This is a genomic window from Haloarcula amylovorans, assembly GCF_004681185.1.
GTDB classification, from domain to species: Archaea; Halobacteriota; Halobacteria; order Halobacteriales; family Haloarculaceae; genus Haloarcula; species Haloarcula amylovorans.
In genome coordinates this window covers 1,399,753-1,414,609 of record NZ_SRIF01000001.1, presented here as the reverse complement: position 1 = coordinate 1,414,609, position 14,857 = coordinate 1,399,753, and the positions used below count along the sequence as shown (strand labels likewise).

The window sequence follows — 14,857 nt, the reverse complement described above, 5'->3', positions numbered from 1 at the left end:
AAAGGGTTTGTGGGTAGCGGAGACCGGTCGGCGGCGACGCCCTCGCCAGACATCATAGGATCAGTCCACCGCCGTGAACTCGAAGCGTGCGCCGCCGGACTCGCTCTCGGTGAGCGTCACGTCCCAGCCGTACACCTCGGATAACTCCTCGACGAATGCCAGTCCCAACCCGGTCCCGCCGCGGCCAGCCGCCGTCGTGTAGCCCGGCTCGAAAACGATGTCCAGATCGTCGGACGGGATACCGTCCCCGTCGTCGGCCACGTAGAACCCGGTCGGGAGGTCGCCGACGGTGACCGTGACGGGCTCGCCGCCGTGCGCCACACTGTCATCGGAACGCGTCGCGTTCCGATTGCTCGTGGACTGGTTCGAAAATTCTCGATTGGAATTTTCGTCATCACGAGAGATGGCGTCGCCGTCTCTCGAACGACCATGTTCCACGCTGTCGTCGGACTGCGGCCGACTGCTCGTGGAGCCATGCTCCACGCTGTTTTGGAACAAGCTCCCGAAGAGGTGTCGAAGATACGTCTCCTCCGCTCGTATCTCCCGGTCCGTCGCTACCTCCAGCGCCGCATCGCCGGTCTCGATATCGTCCCACGCGGCCGTCGCCACCTCGGCGAGAGGTATCGTCGAACACTTACTAACTGTCTCGCGACCCCGGGCCAGTGCGAGCATGATGTCTATCATGTCCTCGATACGGTCGAAGGCATCGCTCACGTGCCCAACGGCCGCTGAATCCGCGTCGTCGGGTAGCTGCTGGCTGTATATCTGTCCGATGGTGACCGGGTTGCGCAGTTCGTGCGCGAGCATGCTGGCGAAACTCTCCAGTCGAGTGACGGTCTCTTCGAGTCGCTGTTCGCGCTCGTAGCGTTCGGTCACGTCGCGGACGACGCCGATCCGCCGACTGCTTCCGTCCTCTGCGTTGGCGATGGAAAACGTCGCTTCAGCGACGATTCGCTCGTCGGTCGCTGTTCGAAGGACAGCCTCTAAACTGGCGGCTTCGCGCGTCTTAGCCGTCAACTCTCGGTTCAGCTCGTCCGCTCTCGCGGCCGTCTCGTCGTCGACCAGCGCCGAAGCCGGTCGTCCGAGCAGGTCGGACTTGGTGTACCCGGTCAGCTCCGCGTATGCCTCGTTAACCATGGCGAAGCGCCCGGACTCGTCGACAACGTAGACACCGTCCGACATCGCTTCGACGATGGCCTCGTACTGCTTCAGTTCGCGCTCGCGTCGCTTCCACTTCTCGATATCGTAGACGTATACTGCTAGTCCAGTCGCTGTCGGATATAGATGGACCGCACACCACGCCCCGACCGGTTCAGGGTGATAGAACTCGAAGACTGTGGGCTCCGCGGTACCCATCGCCGCCCGGAGTTCGTCTCGAAACCGCTGGTCCGACGCCCACTCACACGTCTCCCAGAGACGCCGACCCACGACATCTTCGCCGGCCACGAGTCGTTCCGAGGCGGCTTCGTTTAGATAGGTGAAGCGCCACTCGGTATCGAGCGTGTAGAACGGCGTCGATAGCTGATTCAGCAACGTCCCGAAGTCAGTATCGGGCGTATTAGTCTCCGCATCGTCGCGCGGATTCGGAGCGGACGAGCGGTCGGGTGGTGAGTCGAGTTCGGCGGGTCGCCACCAGACCCGAACTCGGTCGTCGACTGTTTTCCCTTCGATGTCACCCCGTGTGGCCAGTGTTTCGAGCGTTTCGGTGACGACATCACGAGGACACGCCAGTTCCGACGCAATCTCGTCGGCCGTCATCGGCTCACCGGGCGCGTTGTTCTCCGAACAGGCATCGAGTACCTCTTCGGGCGTGACCTCAGAATCCATCGCCCCCATCTCACGTTGGGAAGGTGAAAAAACTAGGCCAGTAGATGCCCCAGAATCGACATGTATGGCGGGTAAATACCTGATATCGGCCACATCTTCGCCCTCGATTGCCAGTTCTGTAACGTACCTGACGAACTAGTTCGTAGTCTGTGCGAACGGCGACCGGAGACACCGCCTGTGGCAAACGGGCCAACACCGCTCAGAACCGCGCTGCGGTCCCGGAACCGAAACCCGTTTTCGTCGCAGTCGCCTGCCGGCGACTATGCACGTAGTCGTCAACGCCGCGATGAGCGCGGACGGAAAACTCTCTTCCCGGCGTCGAGAGCAACTGGCAGTCTCCGGTCCCGACGACTTCGAACGGGTTGACGAGTTGCGGGCCGAGAGCGACGCGGTCATGGTCGGCGTCGGTACTGTCCTGGCCGACGACCCGTCGCTGACCGTCGACGACGCCGACCGGCGAAACGCCCGCATCGAACGCGGCGAGTCGGAGAACCCCGCTCGGGTCGTTGCCGATTCGCGCATCCGGACGCCCCCCGATGCGAAGGTGCTCGACGGGGCCGCCGAGACGTATCTCCTGGTGAGTGAAGCCGCGCCGACGAACTTCGTCGAGGAGATGGAGGATGCCGGCGCGTACGTCATCGCCGCCGGCGAGGACCGGGTGGACGTGACTACGGCGCTGGCGAAGTTGGAGGGCGACGGTATCGACCGTCTCATGGTCGAAGGCGGCGGCGAACTCATTTTCAGCCTCTTCGAGGCAGAACTGGTGGACGAACTCTCCGTGTTCGTCGGACCGAAGCTAATCGGCGGCCGCGACGCGCCGACGCTTGCCGACGGCGACGGCTTCGTCGAGGAGTTTCCGGACCTAGAACTCACCGACGCCGAACGCCTCGACGGCGGCGTCCTGTTGACGTGGGACGTCTAACGGCGACGCGTAGTCAATGATCGTGACCGGTCAGTTCGCCGAACGTTGAGCCGAATCGCTCCTCGAAGAGGTCGAGGGTCGCCGCCTCCAGTTCGGCGATATCTTCGCTCGGTTCGCCCTGGCCGTGGTGGACCGCGCCGTGGATTCGTTGCGCCAGTCCGAACATCGCGATGTCGCCGACGACCTGTGGGTCCGACTCGTCGGGTTGCTCGCGGAGGATATCGAGGAGGTCACTGGGAACGGTCAGTTCGTCTGTCGCGTCGTCGCCTTCGATAGTCAGCGTGACAGTATCGGGTGCCATAGGCCTCCTTCGAGAGTCCTGCCTAAAGGACTGTGGATGCCACACCGAGCAATCGCCGAAAACAGTCGCGCTCAGTCGTCCGCCTCGGCCTGGGCTTCAGACTCGGCGCTCGCCTCCGCGTCGACGAGGTCTTCGAGGTAGCCGTCGGCGTCGATCGCGGCCTTACAACCCATCCCGGCGGCGGTGACGGCCTGTTGATAGTGATAGTCGACCACGTCGCCGGCCCCGAACAGGCCGGGAACGCCGGTGGCCGTCTGGTTGCCACCCTTACCGCCCTGGGTCTGAATGTAGCCGGTCTCGTCGAGTTCGACGCCGGTGTCGGCGAGATAGCCCGTATTCGGCGTGTGGCCAATGGCGACGAACACCGCGCCGACGTCCATCTCGACTCGTTCCGTCCCGGCGTCGTCGAGGTTCTCTGAGGGGTAGCCAGACTCGTTTTGCGCGAGGGTGACGTGGTCGACGCCTGCCTCGGCCGACCCGTGAATCTCCAGCAGTTCGGTGTTGCGTAGAATCTCGATTTCGCCCTCGTCGACCTTCTCTTGGACCTTCTCTATCCAGTAGTCCTCGGCGCGGAACTCCTCGCGGCGGTGAGCCAGATAGACTGTGTCGGCGAACTTCGTGAGGAAGTGAGCCTCCTCGCAGGCGGCGTCGCCGCCACCGACGACGAGCATGTCCTCGCCGCGGAAGAATGCGCCGTCGCAGGTCGCACACGTCGAGACGCCGTAGCCCATTAGGTCATCTTCGCCGGGGATGCCGAGGGTGCGCGCGCTGGCACCCGACGCGGCGATAAAGGCGTCACAGGTGAGGGCGTCGCCGTTCGTGAGTTCGACGCGGAACGGTCGCTCGTCGTCTTCTACGCGCTCGACGATGCCGTGTCGCAGCTCGGCACCGAACTGCTCGGCCTGTGCTTTCATCTCGTTGATGAGGTCCGGACCGGAGATACCTTCGGGGAAGCCCGGGTAGTTCTCGACTTCGCTGGTGAGGGTCAACTGTCCGCCCGGTTCGTCCCCTTCGAGGACGAGGGGATCGTTGTTGCTGCGGCCCGCGTAGATGGCCGCCGTCAGCCCGGCGATGCCGGTTCCGGCGACGACGAGTCGGTGGTGTTCCTCGCTCTCTGTCATTACTGGAACTACTCTACACCGGCCTATACACCTTGCGCTGTCGCGACGGGCGTGCACAGCCACGCCGATACAGTTATCCGCACACCGTCGCTGGCTCCGATATGGCCGCCGACATCGAGGAGAAAACGGACCGCTACGAGGGACTGCTCGCCGACGCGCTCGACGCCGCAGAGATAGCCCCGCCCGAAGGAACGCCGATGCACGACGCCGCCCTCGACTGCGAGGAGATGGCGTCGGCGTACCTAGAGGACGGCCGGCACTTTCGTGACGACGACGATCTCGTCAACGCGCTGGCGTCGTTCTCCTACGGACACGCGTGGCTAGACGCAGGCGCGCGCATCGGCCTCTTCGACGTACCGACCGAGGGGCACCTGTTCACCGTCTGAGTCCCCGCGAGGAGGCTGATACCCACACAAGAAGGCGGTGGGCTTACGTAGCCGCCCCGAGTGGGTCACGACGATGGAGGCCGTCTTGTGGTACGTATTGACGAGTACGCGGGGCGGAGCGAACCGAATCCGTATCCTGCGTACTATCGACGAACGGCCTCGCAACGCGAACAAACTCGCGGAGGAACTGGACTTAGACTACAAGACGGTTCGTCACCACCTGGACGTTCTAGAGGAAAACGACATCGTCACCGACAGCGGCGACGACTACGGCGCAGTGTACCTGCCCACAGACCGCGTCCGAAACTACTGGGACACCGTCGAACAAATTATGGAGGCAGCAGAGTGAGTATGGCCGAAATTGGGAAAGAGTATATGAACTGTAATCTGAAATGGAAGGGCAATGGTTAGTTGGATTGACGCCGCCCGGGTCGCGGTCAGCGTCAACATGCTGTTACTAGCGGTGCTCATCTACGTCTGGGGCCGCAACCTCTATCAGATCCGGTCGAAACACACGTTCGGTCTCCTCTTCTTTGCCGTCCTGCTGTTCGCCGAGAACGCCTTCGCGCTCTATTTCTACCTCCTGGACCCGCTCCTCTCGGGGTGGTTCAGCAACAAGGTCCCCGACGCGGCGTGGCAGGCGATGGTCGTCCTGCACGTCCTCGAAACAGTGGGGTTGGCAGTGTTGGCGTGGATAACGTGGGACTGAACTGCGGGTCGTCGTCGGAAACCGATAGTTCTCTTTGAGTACGGGGCAGCGACGATGTGAGTGTCGAACCACCCGAGACGATGCCCTGGCCGAGCCCGCGCCAGGCGTCTCCGTTTGCGGCAGAGTTAAGTAGCTTACCAGGATGGTTTGTTCTTTGGTACCACGGTGCAGTCGGGCGGTTTTGGGTCAAAATTGGCGAAACATTTAAATAGTTGTCGAACTAACTATGGGTAAGAGAAAGACAGTAATCGTATTTCAAGATTATGCACCCGGCAGCCCGGGACACACCCTATCATGAGCGAATCACCAGCACACAACGGCGTTCGAGAACGGACACAGGACGAACAGGAACTCGGCGAGGAGACGACGGAACGGCAGGACGTCTGTCCGGAATGTGGCGGTGACGTACTCACGGACAGCGAACACGGTGAGACGGTCTGTCAGGACTGCGGTCTCGTCATCGAAGAGGACAGCATCGACCGCGGTCCCGAGTGGCGGGCGTTCGACTCCGCAGAGCGAGACCAGAAGTCCCGCGTCGGCGCACCGACGACGAACATGATGCACGACAAGGGGCTCTCGACCAACATCGGCTGGCAGAACAAGGACGCCTACGGTCGCTCGCTCTCCAGCGAGCAGCGCCAGAAGATGCAGCGGCTACGCACCTGGAACGAGCGCTTCCGCACCCGCGACTCCAAGGAGCGCAACCTCAAGCAGGCGCTCGGGGAGATCGACCGCATGGCCTCGGCGCTGGGCCTGCCCCAGAACGTCCGCGAGACGGCCAGTGTCATCTACCGCCGGGCGTTAGACGAAAACCTCCTGCCCGGCCGCTCCATCGAGGGTGTTGCGACGTCGGCGCTGTACGCGGCGGCCCGGATGGCCGGGAGCCCGCGTTCGCTCGACGAGATGGCGGTCGTCTCGCGAGTCGAAAAGATGGAACTGACCCGGACGTACCGGTACGTGGTCCGCGAACTGAACCTCGAAGTCCAGCCCGCGGACCCCGAGCAGTACCTCCCACGGTTCGTCTCGGACCTCGACCTCTCCGAGGAAACGGAGCGACGGGCCCGCGAACTCATCGTTCGAGCGCGCGACGCCGGTCTGCTCTCCGGGAAGTCGCCAGTCGGACTGGCCGCAGCCGCGGTGTACGCCGGCGCGCTGTTGACCAACGAGAAGGTGACCCAGAGCGAGGTCGGTACCGTCGCCAACGTCTCGGAGGTCACCATCCGCAACCGGTACAAAGAACTGCTCGAAGCCGAAGACGTTCCCGCGTAAGTTCCGATTCGGTGTCACGTTCCGAGGCAGACGAGTGGGGTGACACCAATCTTTTTGCCCTCTCTGAGTGTGTGTGATTAGCACACATGGAAGAAGCGTACGTTCGGTTGCTCTGTCCGGAATGCACGAAAGACTGGGAGTCGACGCCGAGTGAGCTACCGACACACGATTCGCTGTTCCACTGTCCGAACTGCCACGCGAGCCGGCGGCTCGCGGAGTTTACCCGAACTGACCGCGACTTACAGACGCTGAAAAATCTCCAGTAACCGGGGCTGCGGAGACCCCTCACTCGTCGCCCGTCGCAGAGCGCGCCCCACAGGCCTCACATCGGAGGAGCACCGTGTCGCCCTCCTGTTCCAGTCGCGTGTCCGGTAAGCCACACTCCGGACAGCGGACGAACTGTTCGACGTACTCGTCGACGGCGGTCCCGAGCCTGCCGGCGTCGAACGACCCCGTGAGCCGCGCCCGCCCGCTCTCATCGATGTGCGCGCTGGTCCCCACATCGCGCTGGAGGAACTGGAGGACGTGGTCCGGGTCCCGACCCAACGCGTCACACAGCGACTGGAAGTTCTCGACGACGGTTTCGTTACCCTCCTCTCGGACCGCTGGGTCGGGGACGTCGAGTCGGTCTTCCGACTCGGCAATCTCAGGTGTCTCGCTCGCCGCCCGATCGAGCATATCGTCGTACTCCATGTGGATCAGTGTCGGTCCCATCGACAAAAACCTTTCAATCGCTCGTTTTCGACCGTTTAGGTGCCATTTAACAGCCGAAATCAGAAATGAGAGTCCGGACGGCAGGTTTGTAACTATTCTTTATCAGTGTGTTAACCCTCGTCAGAGTACTACTATAACCCTCCAGTCTCTAGCTTCGCATGACCATGAAAAAGCAGGAGCTCATCCACCTTCACGGCCTGCTTGCACAGGTACAAGACCACTACGAGGCCGACACAGGCTCGGACGTGGAACACGACGAGTACGCCGAACTCGGCGTCAAACCGACCTCGATTCACAAGTCGAAGACCGACCACAAGGCCGCCGTCTTCGCGATCGTCGATGGAATCACCTCGGAGATGACCACCGAGGAGAAAGAACCTGTTTCTGCCGCCGCGGATTAACGTATCCTCTCACTTCGAGAGGTAACTACCGAACGACCGAACCGTGAGTACGGACTGCGAGTCGTCTGACTACTCGTCGATGAGGTCCTCAAACTCGGGGAGGACCTCGTCATCGTCGTCGCCCGTCTCTGCGCTGCTCTCTGCTGTCGCGTCGTCGTTCTCCGCTTTCGTCTCCTCGTCTTCGTCGTCTTCTTCTATCTCCTCTATTTCGAGGACGTCGAGCGGGATGTTCTCCAGTCGCTGCCCGATTTCCTTACGGGCGATGCGGGCAGCGTGTTCGTCGCGTTCGACGTTGAAGACCATCATCTCCAGTTCGAGCGCAACCAGACTCTCGTCGGCGGCGAGAAACGCGGGGTCCAACCCCTCCCCGCAGTGCGGGCAGTGGCGCTCGCCCATGTTGATCTCGACGTAGTTGAGGTCGGGATTGAGCATCTCGCCAGTCTTCGAGATGGCGATACGGACGGCCTCGTCGGACGTCCCTACGTCGTAGACGGGTACGGCGGCCTCGACGACAACTCTGCAGTCCATGCGAGAGTGTTTGTGAGCCTATATAATGAAGGTTAGCCCGGGGGCTCAGTCCGACTCGAATCCGGTTGCGTCCTCGCCGACGGCGAGGCGGTCGGTCGGGACGGCGGTTTCCTCACGAACCCAGGACCTGACGGTGGCGAGTGAGAGTGACTCGCTGCCGAGTATCGCGAACCCGGCGAAGACAGTCAGGAACCCGACGACGGCGAGTTCCGAGATGGATTCACCGAGCAGCGCCCAGCCGCCGAGCGTCGAGACGACGGGGACGACGTAGAAGACGAGGTTCGCGTGGGTCGCCCCGGCGGTGTCGAGCAGCCCGAAGTAGGCCACGTATGCGATCGCGCCCGCGAACACACCGACGTAGAGCAGTGCGAGTAGCGCCCCGGCGGTCCAGCTAACGGCCGCGAGCGACTCGCCGGCCGACAGACTGAGCGCGTGGCAGAGCGCCGCGGCGAACGGGAGCCCCCACGCCGTTCGGACCGTGCTTTCGAGGCCGGCGTCGCTCCAGCGAACGAGGACGCTTCCGAGCGCCCCGCTGACCGCGCCACCGAACAGCAAGAGCTTGCCCCCGCCACCGCCAAGCAGCATCGCCGGGTCGGGGTTCACGACCAGGCCGACGCCGAGCAGGCCGACGAGGAGGCCGGTCGCGCCGCGAGCCGAGAGGCGTTCGTCCGAAAGCAAGAGCGCCGCGAACACCGGCGTCAGGATGGGATTGAGACTGAAGACGATGGCTCCGACGGCGCTGGTGGCGTCCTGCTGGCCGACGAACAACAGTGCGTTCGTCAGGCCGAGCGCGAGCAGCCCTGTCGAGAGGATGCCTAGGAGGTCACCGCGAGTCTGCGGAAGCAGTTCGCTCCATGAACGAGTGAGCACCACGTAGCCCAGCAGCACCACGGCCGCGATATCGAACCGCAACGCGACGAACAACAGTGGCGGGAAATGCGCGAGGCCGGCCTTCGCGGCGACGAACGTGCCGCCGAACAGCACGCTCGCAGCGACGCCGAAGGCGAGCATTCGTCGTGACACCATCGTTATACTACCTCCCGGTCGCTCACGTCGGCGACCGTCGAAGTACGGCGTAGAAACGCAGATAGGAGTTCTCTCATCGTACTCGTCAGTAGGAGACTGTCGCTTATAATCTCGTTCAGAAAATCTTACACGATGGGAAACAGCCGACGACCCGTGGCGTGCTTTCACAGGGTGAAACTATTTCACGACGCGAAAGGGGTATGTGCGAGGCTTCTGTAGCGCCGGGTATGGACGCCACGCTCGATGAGATTGAGTTCCTCGCGCTCTCGTCGAACCGCGTCGCGGTGCTGGAGCTCCTCGCCGCGGAGGGACATACCCGTTCGGAACTCGCCGAGGAAACGGGCGCGTCACAGGCCACGCTCGGCCGCATCCTCGGCGACTTCGAGGACCGCAAGTGGGTGCGTCGCGACGGTGGCAGCTACGTCGCAACCGCGACCGGCACACTCGTCGCCGAGGGGTTTCGTGACCTCATGGACGTTCTCGACACCGAGCGCGAACTCCGAGACATCGTCGAGTACCTGCCGACGGACACGATGGACTTCGATCTCCGTCATCTCGCGGGCGCGACCATCACCAGACCCACACAGACACGGCCGAACGCGCCCTTACAGCACCTGTTGACGCTGATGGACGAGGCCGACGAGGTCTCGGCGTTCTCCCATACGCTGAACGACCAGAGCCTCCGCGTCGCGGCTGCCCGCGCTGGCGAACAGCGGTTCCGGGCGGTCCTCCCACAGCGTGCTATCGATGCGCTCGTCGCAGACGAGGCGCTACGCGGTCGGCTCCGCGACCTCGTCGAGGCCGAAACCGCGTCTATCCGCGTCTACGACGGCGAGATCCCGCTAGCTGTGACAATCGTCGATGACGTGGTAAACGTCCTCGTCCGCGACGACCGCGGCGTGTTACAGGCTGCCGTCGACAGTGACCACTCGGCAGTTCGATCGTGGGCCGAGGACCGATTCAAACGGTATCACGACGACTCGACGCCGCTCTCGGCGAGTTCGCTCTCGCCGTAGCTCACCGGACGCGCCAGACTTCGTCGCCCGGGAGGAACCGGCCGAGTTCGGCTTCCTGTCGATAGTCCGTCTGTAAGAGGGCTTTCAGCGCCGCGACCAGTCGCTCCTCGTCGGTGTCGACCCATTCGGCGGGGTCCTTGATTGGATAGACGAGCCAGCCGCTACCTCTGACTTCCGTACCGTGCAGTTCGTCCATCTCCACCTCGTCAGCCCGTCGGGGGGTCATGTTGGCGAAGACGTGTTTCGTCGCGCGCTCGCCGACCGGCAACAGGACGTGGGAGGTGATTGCCCTGACCTCGGTGTCGAACATCGGTTCGTGGTCGTCGTAGTCTCGCTCCGTCGGCTCCCGGTCACCGCACATGTACATGTACGAGAGGTAGGTCTTCTCGACCACGGGCGGCGTTCCGGCCTCTCGCAAGAGGCCCGCCTCGACCAGCGCTCGCTGGAGAGTGTCTGCAGCCGGTGTGCCGGTGAAGGGGATGCCCGTCTCGCTGCCGCCGTGAACGCCGGGATGGTCGCCGATGACGTGGAAATCGGCGTTCGCATCGCCGTATCCCGGGACGAATGGCTCACACGGCGGGTCGAAGCCGAAGGGATTGTGCTGCGTAGCCGTGATGTTCTTCACGGGCGGTCTGACGCGGCAGTGTGGCAAAACTCCGACGATTTCGGCCGTATTTCGAACGACCGTCGGGCAATGTTTTTCTCGGATGCACTCTACGGAACGGGTATGCTCAGGTCCGGGAGCCGTGGTGTCGCGTGAGTCACGATGACCGTGTCGAGGACCTCCGCGAGCGGAAAGCGGAGGCCGAACGGGGCGGTGGTGAAGAACGCATCGAGGCCCAACACGAGAAGGGGAAACTCACTGCCCGCGAGCGAATCGACTACTTCCTCGACGACGACACGTTCGTCGAAATCGACGCGTTACGAGAGCACCGCTCGACGAACTTCGACATGGACGAGAAGCGTGCCCCTGGCGACGGTGTCGTCGTCGGCTACGGCAAGGTCAACGGCGAACGTGTGTACGTCTTCGCCCACGACTTCACCGTCTTCGGCGGGTCGCTCGGCGAGGCATTCGCCCAGAAGGTGTGTAAGGTGATGGACAAAGCCATCGAGAACGGCGCACCCATCATCGGATTGAACGACTCGGCCGGCGCGCGCATCCAAGAGGGTATCGACTCACTGGCCGGCTACGCCGACATCTTCCACCGCAACCAGCAAGCCAGCGGCGTCGTCCCGCAGATTTCGGCCATCATGGGACCGTGTGCCGGTGGCGCGGTGTACTCCCCCGCGATTACGGACTTCGTCTACATGGTCGAGGAGACGAGCCACATGTTCATCACGGGACCGGACGTCATCGAGACGGTCACCGGTGAGGAGGTCGGCTTCGACGAGTTAGGCGGGGCGGGGACCCACGCCAGCGAGTCCGGTGTCGCTCACTTCACCGCCGCCGACGAGAAGGCCGCGATGGACGATATCCGGTATCTCCTCTCGTTCCTCCCGCAAAACAACGTCGCGGACCCGCCGAGCGTCGAGTCCTGGGACGACCCGGAACGCCGTGATGAGTCACTCGTCGAAACGGTGCCCGACCAGCCACAGAAACCATACGATATGGTTTCGGTCATCAACGGCGTCCTCGACGAGGATTCCTTCTTCGAGGTCGCCGAGGCGTTCGCCCGCAATATCGTCACCGGGTTCGCCCGACTCGACGGCCACTCGGTCGGCGTCGTCGGCAACCAGCCCCGGGTCAACGCCGGGACGCTCGACATCGACGCCTCGCGGAAGGCGGCCCGCTTCGTCCGCTTCTGTGACGCGTTCAACATCCCCATCGTCACGTTCGTCGACGTGCCCGGCTTCATGCCCGGGAAGGACCAGGAGCGAAACGCTATCATCAACCACGGCGCGAAACTGCTGTACGCCTACAGCGAGGCGACGGTGCCGCTGCTGACCGTCATCACGCGGAAGGCCTACGGCGGCGCGTACGACGTGATGGCCTCGAAACACATCGGCGCGGACGTGAACTACGCGTGGCCGACCGCCGAGATCGCGGTGATGGGACCACAGGGCGCGGTGAACGTCCTCTACGACGACGAACTCGAAGACGCAGACGACGTGGAGGCCCGCCGTCAGCAGCTCATCGACGAGTACCGCGACGCCTTCGCAAACCCCTACACAGCCGCCGAACGCGGGTTCGTCGACGACGTCATCGAACCGAAGGACACCCGGTCCCGACTCGTCGAAGACCTCGATCTGCTCCGGGGCAAGCGCAAAGACCAACCCGACCGCAAACACGGTAACATCCCACTGTAACATGGCCGCAGACACCGACGAGACGACGGACGCCGAACTGGTCGCCGAGATCGCAACGCAGGTTCCCGACGCGTCGGCCGACGAGGCGGCAGCCATCGCTGTCGCCATCGGCGCGCACCTCACCGACCGACAGCGGGCCGCTGCCGCGGCAGCGGCTGCGGCCGCCGAGTCGGGAGAAACGTGGGACGGCAAGGAGTGGTCGTTCTCGGAGCGTATCGACGCAACACAGAAGCGTCACCTCCGCGTGCGAAAGGAGAGCCCGACGGACCCATGGAGCGCGGCGGGGCGTACCGAGCGGATGTAACAGCCGCACTCGAACGGCGGCCGACGGGTCGTTTATTCGAGCAGCACCTCCAGTTACGACGCTCGTCCGCAGTTTCCCACGAGCGCGATGCTGACCGCTACCTTCGCCTCTAATCTCCGGGTGGTTTTATGGGGTGACTACGGGTAATGAGCGATATGTTCGACAAGGTGCTCGTCGCCAACCGCGGTGAGATCGCGGTGCGCGTCATGCGCGCGTGTGAAGAACTGGGCATCGGGACCGTGGCGGTCTACTCCGAGGCCGACAAACACTCCGGCCACGTTCGCTACGCCGACGAGGCGTACAACGTCGGGCCAGCCCGCGCGGCCGATTCCTACCTCGATCAGGACGCCATCGTCGATGCCGCTCAACAGGCGGATGCCGACGCAATCCACCCCGGATACGGCTTCCTCGCGGAGAACGCCGACTTCGCCCGCAAGGTCGAAGATGCCGAGGGCGTGAAGTGGATCGGTCCGGCCGGCGACGCGATGGAGAAACTGGGCGAGAAGACGAAAGCCCGCCGGATCATGCAGTCGGCTGACGTGCCCATCGTTCCCGGGACGACCGACCCGGTCGACGACCCCGAAGAAGTCGTCGAGTTCGGGGAGGAACACGGCTTCCCGGTGGCCATCAAGGCCGAGGGTGGCGGCGGCGGCCGCGGGATGAAGATCGTCCACGACCCCGACGAGGCCGAAGAGCAGCTCGAATCGGCAAAACGCGAGGGAGAGGCGTACTTCTCGAACGACTCCGTCTACCTCGAACGGTATCTGGAGAACCCCCGCCACATCGAGATTCAGATCATCGCCGACCACGACGGTAACGTCCAACACCTCGGTGAGCGTGACTGCTCGCTCCAGCGACGGCACCAGAAGGTCATCGAGGAGGGTCCCTCCGCGGCGCTCTCCGACGAGCTCCGTGAAGAGATCGGCGAGTCCGCCCGCCGCGGTGTGCGCGAGGCCGACTACTACAACGCTGGCACCGTCGAGTTCCTCGTCGAGGAGGACCCCGACCGCGAGGCCGACGAGGTCCTCGGCCCTGACGCCAACTTCTACTTCCTCGAAGTGAACACGCGGATTCAGGTCGAGCACTGCGTCACCGAGGAGATCACGGGCATCGACATCGTGAAGTGGCAGATTCGAGTCGCACAGGACGAGACCCTCTCGTTCGAACAGGACGACGTCGAGATCGACGGCCACGCGATGGAGTTCCGCATCAACGCCGAGAACGCCGCAAAGGACTTCGCGCCGGCCAACAGCGGGTCGCTGGAGACCTACGACCCACCGGGCGGCATCGGCGTGCGGATGGACGACGCGCTCAGACAGGGCGACGACCTCGTCACCGACTACGACTCGATGATCGCGAAGCTCATCGTCCACGGCTCCGACCGCGAGGAGGTCATCGCCCGCGGGAAGCGCGCTCTCGCGGAGTTCGACGTCGAGGGGTTCCCCACAGTCATCCCCTTCCACCGCCTGATGCTCACCGACGAGGAGTTCGTCGCCTCGACGCACACGACGAAATACCTCGACGAGACGCTCGATAAGGAACGCATCGAGGAGGCCCAGGAAAAGTGGGGCACAGAGACCGATTCCGACGACGAGGACGAGGAGGAACTCGTCGAACGCGAGTTCACCGTCGAGGTCAACGGCAAGCGCTTCGACGTGGACTTAGAGGAACGCGGCGCACCGCCCATCAACGTCGGCGACGTGGACGCAGCCGGTGATGACGGTCCGCAGCGGCCGCAGGCCAGCGGGTCCGGCAGCAGCGACGGCGGCGGGTCCAGCGCCGAAGGGCAGGAACTCACCGCCGAGATGCAAGGGACGATCCTCGAAGTGAACGTCGACGAGGGCGACGAGGTCGAATCCGGGGACGTACTCTGCGTGCTGGAGGCGATGAAGATGGAGAACGACATCGTCGCCGAACGCGGCGGCACTATCAACGAAATCGCCATCGGTGAGGGCGATTCCGTCGACATGGGCGACCTGCTGTTCGTCATCGACTAAATTTTTACTGCGGGGGGTGTCCTCGGCCG

18 protein-coding genes are annotated in these 14,857 nt (G+C 63.5%); 11 read left to right on the top strand and 7 right to left on the bottom strand.

Annotation, left to right across the window (positions count from 1 at the left end):
* Window positions 1-60: 60 nt before the first annotated feature.
* Window positions 61-1,827 (bottom strand): PAS domain-containing protein, encoded by a 1,767-nt coding sequence (locus E4S61_RS07230; RefSeq protein WP_167768437.1) that lies wholly within the window; start codon window positions 1,825-1,827, stop codon window positions 61-63.
* A gap of 262 nt (window positions 1,828-2,089) precedes the next feature.
* Here E4S61_RS07230 and E4S61_RS07225 point away from each other — a divergent pair, with 262 nt between their 5' ends.
* Window positions 2,090-2,749, top strand: a complete 660-nt coding sequence (locus E4S61_RS07225) for a 2,5-diamino-6-(ribosylamino)-4(3H)-pyrimidinone 5'-phosphate reductase (RefSeq protein ID WP_135303206.1) — start codon at window positions 2,090-2,092, stop codon at window positions 2,747-2,749.
* A gap of 13 nt (window positions 2,750-2,762) precedes the next feature.
* Here the strand turns inward: E4S61_RS07225 and E4S61_RS07220 are convergent, their stop codons facing one another.
* Both E4S61_RS07220 and E4S61_RS07215 read right to left on the bottom strand, forming a co-directional pair.
* Window positions 2,763-3,050: a DUF7545 family protein gene (locus tag E4S61_RS07220; RefSeq protein WP_135303205.1), complete on the bottom strand. Its 288-nt coding sequence runs from the start codon at window positions 3,048-3,050 to the stop codon at window positions 2,763-2,765.
* Window positions 3,051-3,121: 71 nt separating this feature from the next.
* Window positions 3,122-4,171 (bottom strand): NAD(P)/FAD-dependent oxidoreductase, encoded by a 1,050-nt coding sequence (locus tag E4S61_RS07215; RefSeq protein ID WP_135303204.1) that lies wholly within the window; start codon window positions 4,169-4,171, stop codon window positions 3,122-3,124.
* Between the two features lie 101 nt (window positions 4,172-4,272).
* On the opposite strand from E4S61_RS07215, the gene E4S61_RS07210 reads away from it, so the two are divergent.
* The 5 genes from E4S61_RS07210 to E4S61_RS07190 all read left to right on the top strand — a co-directional run bounded on the left by E4S61_RS07210 (window position 4,273) and on the right by E4S61_RS07190 (window position 6,801).
* Window positions 4,273-4,557 carry a DUF357 domain-containing protein gene (locus E4S61_RS07210; protein ID WP_135303203.1) on the top strand — a complete coding sequence of 95 codons (285 nt, stop codon included), beginning with the start codon at window positions 4,273-4,275 and terminating at the stop codon, window positions 4,555-4,557.
* A 73-nt stretch (window positions 4,558-4,630) separates the two neighbouring features.
* A complete protein-coding gene (locus tag E4S61_RS07205) occupies window positions 4,631-4,906 on the top strand; it encodes an ArsR/SmtB family transcription factor (RefSeq protein ID WP_135303202.1) in 276 nt (91 codons plus the stop codon).
* Window positions 4,907-4,960: 54 nt separating this feature from the next.
* A complete protein-coding gene (locus E4S61_RS07200) occupies window positions 4,961-5,266 on the top strand; it encodes a hypothetical protein (RefSeq protein WP_135303201.1) in 306 nt (101 codons plus the stop codon).
* Window positions 5,267-5,560: 294 nt separating this feature from the next.
* Window positions 5,561-6,535: a transcription initiation factor IIB gene (locus E4S61_RS07195; RefSeq protein WP_135303200.1), complete on the top strand. Its 975-nt coding sequence runs from the start codon at window positions 5,561-5,563 to the stop codon at window positions 6,533-6,535.
* A gap of 86 nt (window positions 6,536-6,621) precedes the next feature.
* Window positions 6,622-6,801 (top strand): DUF7836 family putative zinc-binding protein, encoded by a 180-nt coding sequence (locus E4S61_RS07190; RefSeq protein WP_135303199.1) that lies wholly within the window; start codon window positions 6,622-6,624, stop codon window positions 6,799-6,801.
* 19 nt (window positions 6,802-6,820) lie between these two features.
* Here the strand turns inward: E4S61_RS07190 and E4S61_RS07185 are convergent, their stop codons facing one another.
* A complete protein-coding gene (locus E4S61_RS07185) occupies window positions 6,821-7,228 on the bottom strand; it encodes a translation initiation factor IF-2 subunit beta (RefSeq protein WP_135303198.1) in 408 nt (135 codons plus the stop codon).
* A 185-nt stretch (window positions 7,229-7,413) separates the two neighbouring features.
* Here E4S61_RS07185 and E4S61_RS07180 point away from each other — a divergent pair, with 185 nt between their 5' ends.
* Window positions 7,414-7,650, top strand: a complete 237-nt coding sequence (locus E4S61_RS07180) for a UPF0058 family protein (protein ID WP_135303197.1) — start codon at window positions 7,414-7,416, stop codon at window positions 7,648-7,650.
* Window positions 7,651-7,719: 69 nt separating this feature from the next.
* Here the strand turns inward: E4S61_RS07180 and E4S61_RS07175 are convergent, their stop codons facing one another.
* Both E4S61_RS07175 and E4S61_RS07170 read right to left on the bottom strand, forming a co-directional pair.
* Entirely contained in the window at window positions 7,720-8,178 is a 459-nt protein-coding gene (locus E4S61_RS07175; RefSeq protein ID WP_135303196.1) for a DUF555 domain-containing protein, read from the bottom strand.
* 45 nt (window positions 8,179-8,223) lie between these two features.
* Window positions 8,224-9,204: a DMT family transporter gene (locus E4S61_RS07170; protein WP_135303195.1), complete on the bottom strand. Its 981-nt coding sequence runs from the start codon at window positions 9,202-9,204 to the stop codon at window positions 8,224-8,226.
* A gap of 227 nt (window positions 9,205-9,431) precedes the next feature.
* Between E4S61_RS07170 and E4S61_RS07165 the strand changes: the two genes are divergently transcribed.
* Complete coding sequence (locus E4S61_RS07165) at window positions 9,432-10,220, top strand: helix-turn-helix transcriptional regulator (RefSeq protein ID WP_135303194.1); 789 nt, start codon at window positions 9,432-9,434, stop codon at window positions 10,218-10,220.
* Window position 10,221: 1 nt separating this feature from the next.
* On the opposite strand, the gene E4S61_RS07160 is transcribed toward E4S61_RS07165, so the two are convergent.
* Window positions 10,222-10,845 (bottom strand): uracil-DNA glycosylase family protein, encoded by a 624-nt coding sequence (locus E4S61_RS07160; protein WP_135303193.1) that lies wholly within the window; start codon window positions 10,843-10,845, stop codon window positions 10,222-10,224.
* Window positions 10,846-10,976: 131 nt separating this feature from the next.
* Between E4S61_RS07160 and E4S61_RS07155 the strand changes: the two genes are divergently transcribed.
* The 3 genes from E4S61_RS07155 (at window position 10,977) to E4S61_RS07145 (ending at window position 14,828) form a co-directional block, all read left to right on the top strand.
* Window positions 10,977-12,527 (top strand): acyl-CoA carboxylase subunit beta, encoded by a 1,551-nt coding sequence (locus tag E4S61_RS07155; protein WP_135303192.1) that lies wholly within the window; start codon window positions 10,977-10,979, stop codon window positions 12,525-12,527.
* Between the two features lies 1 nt (window position 12,528).
* Window positions 12,529-12,831: an acc operon protein gene (locus E4S61_RS07150; protein WP_135303191.1), complete on the top strand. Its 303-nt coding sequence runs from the start codon at window positions 12,529-12,531 to the stop codon at window positions 12,829-12,831.
* A 155-nt stretch (window positions 12,832-12,986) separates the two neighbouring features.
* Entirely contained in the window at window positions 12,987-14,828 is a 1,842-nt protein-coding gene (locus tag E4S61_RS07145) for an acetyl-CoA carboxylase biotin carboxylase subunit (protein WP_135303302.1), read from the top strand.
* Window positions 14,829-14,857 lie beyond the last annotated feature (29 nt).

Bases quoted from the DNA above. Each gene is read 5' to 3' on its own strand.
- E4S61_RS07220 (WP_135303205.1), bottom strand. From the start codon at position 3,050: ATGGCACCCGATACTGTCACGCTGACTATCGAAGGCGACGACGCGACA.
- E4S61_RS07200 (WP_135303201.1), top strand. From the start codon at position 4,961: ATGGTTAGTTGGATTGACGCCGCCCGGGTCGCGGTCAGCGTCAACATG.
- E4S61_RS07180 (WP_135303197.1), top strand. From the start codon at position 7,414: ATGAAAAAGCAGGAGCTCATCCACCTTCACGGCCTGCTTGCACAGGTA.
- E4S61_RS07185 (WP_135303198.1), bottom strand. From the start codon at position 7,228: ATGGAGTACGACGATATGCTCGATCGGGCGGCGAGCGAGACACCTGAG.
- E4S61_RS07170 (WP_135303195.1), bottom strand. From the start codon at position 9,204: ATGGTGTCACGACGAATGCTCGCCTTCGGCGTCGCTGCGAGCGTGCTG.
- E4S61_RS07205 (WP_135303202.1), top strand. From the start codon at position 4,631: ATGGAGGCCGTCTTGTGGTACGTATTGACGAGTACGCGGGGCGGAGCG.
- E4S61_RS07195 (WP_135303200.1), top strand. From the start codon at position 5,561: ATGAGCGAATCACCAGCACACAACGGCGTTCGAGAACGGACACAGGAC.
- E4S61_RS07230 (WP_167768437.1), bottom strand. From the start codon at position 1,827: ATGGATTCTGAGGTCACGCCCGAAGAGGTACTCGATGCCTGTTCGGAG.
- E4S61_RS07145 (WP_135303302.1), top strand. From the start codon at position 12,987: ATGTTCGACAAGGTGCTCGTCGCCAACCGCGGTGAGATCGCGGTGCGC.
- E4S61_RS07215 (WP_135303204.1), bottom strand. From the start codon at position 4,171: ATGACAGAGAGCGAGGAACACCACCGACTCGTCGTCGCCGGAACCGGC.
- E4S61_RS07190 (WP_135303199.1), top strand. From the start codon at position 6,622: ATGGAAGAAGCGTACGTTCGGTTGCTCTGTCCGGAATGCACGAAAGAC.
- E4S61_RS07150 (WP_135303191.1), top strand. From the start codon at position 12,529: ATGGCCGCAGACACCGACGAGACGACGGACGCCGAACTGGTCGCCGAG.
- E4S61_RS07225 (WP_135303206.1), top strand. From the start codon at position 2,090: ATGCACGTAGTCGTCAACGCCGCGATGAGCGCGGACGGAAAACTCTCT.
- E4S61_RS07165 (WP_135303194.1), top strand. From the start codon at position 9,432: ATGGACGCCACGCTCGATGAGATTGAGTTCCTCGCGCTCTCGTCGAAC.
- E4S61_RS07175 (WP_135303196.1), bottom strand. From the start codon at position 8,178: ATGGACTGCAGAGTTGTCGTCGAGGCCGCCGTACCCGTCTACGACGTA.
- E4S61_RS07210 (WP_135303203.1), top strand. From the start codon at position 4,273: ATGGCCGCCGACATCGAGGAGAAAACGGACCGCTACGAGGGACTGCTC.